This is a genomic window from Sphingobium sp. D43FB, assembly GCF_002312805.1.
Lineage (GTDB): Bacteria > Pseudomonadota > Alphaproteobacteria > Sphingomonadales > Sphingomonadaceae > Sphingobium.
Genome location: NZ_NMUA01000111.1, coordinates 1 through 1,783 on the forward strand (window position 1 = coordinate 1; position 1,783 = coordinate 1,783).

General features: G+C 58.8%; 4 protein-coding genes. 2 read left to right on the forward strand and 2 right to left on the reverse strand.

Annotation, left to right across the window (positions count from 1 at the left end; translation table 11 throughout):
- Both SxD43FB_RS25040 and SxD43FB_RS23450 read right to left on the reverse strand, forming a co-directional pair.
- Positions 1–293 (reverse strand): hypothetical protein (locus SxD43FB_RS25040; RefSeq protein WP_141249635.1); only part of this gene is annotated, 293 nt, incomplete at its 3' end.
- Positions 294–323: 30 nt separating this feature from the next.
- A complete protein-coding gene (locus tag SxD43FB_RS23450; RefSeq protein WP_096064150.1) occupies positions 324–611 on the reverse strand; it encodes a hypothetical protein in 288 nt (95 codons plus the stop codon).
- Positions 612–836: 225 nt separating this feature from the next.
- Between SxD43FB_RS23450 and SxD43FB_RS23455 the strand changes: the two genes are divergently transcribed.
- A complete protein-coding gene (locus tag SxD43FB_RS23455) occupies positions 837–1,397 on the forward strand; it encodes a recombinase family protein (RefSeq protein ID WP_096064151.1) in 561 nt (186 codons plus the stop codon).
- A gap of 188 nt (positions 1,398–1,585) precedes the next feature.
- A partial coding sequence (locus SxD43FB_RS23460) for a hypothetical protein (protein ID WP_141249636.1) occupies positions 1,586–1,783 on the forward strand: 198 nt, incomplete at its 3' end.

Sequence of the window (1,783 nt, forward strand, 5' to 3'; positions counted from 1 at the left end):
CCGATCGCTTGCTCAAAATCTGATACATTCCTGCCCCTGATATTGAGCAGCTGATCGACCATCCCCGCAGCCCTGATGCTCACGATCATGACTTCATATATCCGGCTGGTGCACGATCCGGCCGCCGTCGATGAAGTGCGCGATGATTTCCGCCTGATATTTCCACGCACAACCGATACCACTTCATCAACCGGGCGGAGACGATCTTGTGCGATGGTCTTGGTACCAGATGATACCCGCGACGATCCCGGTTCGACGATCTCACCGCCACGATCGACATCAACGATATTCACCTGATGATCTCGATCGACGATCCGGCCCGACTATGGCGCGCCACCATTGATCGAGGGCAGGGTTCGCCGGGGACGATCCGCCAGACCATACATCCGGATGTCCTCCGGGCTGACCCTATATATGGTCGGCTTGTCGGAGGCGTCGATGCGATAAGGATATGCGGTGCCGGTGCTGATATCGACCCAATCACGGCAGGGGTATCCGACGTTGAGGTATTGAACCCGCGCCCTGATGTGCAGGACCTCGCCGATCAGTCGACCTTCAAGTGCATCTTCCCGGATCACATAATCGCCAAGTCGGAGATCGTGCAGGTCCATAGTCCGGCTCCCATCGTTGCCGGTCGATCATACCGCTGAACGACAAAATGTCGAAGTAATAGAAGTGCTTGAGCCAAATCGGACTTCGTGAGAATCTGTCTCCGATGGGTAAGGGGTGGCAATACGATCGGCGATACGCGATCGACGTGCTGTATGGGGCCAATATCGGCTTCCAAGACAGTCGGATGCCAACCTCTAGACCCATATGAGGCGATTGGAGACAACATGGGCAAGGTTCTCGGTTACGCACGCATCTCGACCGATCAAGGTCAGGATATTGCCAGTCAGAAGGCCAAGCTGGAATCGCTCGGTGCCGTGGTCGTGTTCTGCGATGTCGGGAGCGGCATGAGCCTGACCGGTCGGGACCAGCTTGAGGCTGCACTTCGACTTCTCGATTGTGGGGACCAACTTCTTTGCCTTCACCCGGACAGGATCGCGCGCGATACCTCCGACCTCCTCGCCGTCGCCAAGCGCATCATCGAGAAGAAGGCGATCCTGCGCATCCACGATCCCGCGATCACGATCGACGGCAGCGATCTCATGGGGGAAGTCCTCCTGACCGTCTTCGGACTCGTCGGTCGCATCGAGAAGCACTTCATTACTGCCCGGATTCGGCGCGGAATAGATGCCCGGAAGCTCAAGAATGACGGTGCCTATATCGGCCGCCGCCCTACCATCGATCCGGACCGTATCCGGGAGCTTCGGGATCAAGGAATGGGACCTACCCAGATCGCCCGCACGCTCAAAATCGGCCGCGCCAGCGTCTACCGGCTTCTCGCCGCCTGATCATCTCGTCGACCAGATAGGCGTCCAATCGGAACCCCACCTTCACCGCCCACGGTCATCACCAGCATCGCGCCGAGATCATCCCGCCCGATCGTCGGCCCGGTATCGTCGCGGCCGCATCGTCATCCACCGATTATCGCCGCTCATGCTCTGGGCGACCGTCGATCCACATCATGGAGACCAGCATCATGAAATCACGCTCGAAGAAGCCGGAGGCAGCGTCGACCGCCCATGCTCCTGCCCATGATCAGACCGAGAGCGTCGTCCAGATCATTGACCAGATCGAGGGCGAAGCTGGTGACGATGGGGTGGAAATGATGGGTATGGACGCTGGTTCAAGGAAGCCCGCCAAAGCCACCCGTCAGTCCCCCGCTACCCGCTCCAGC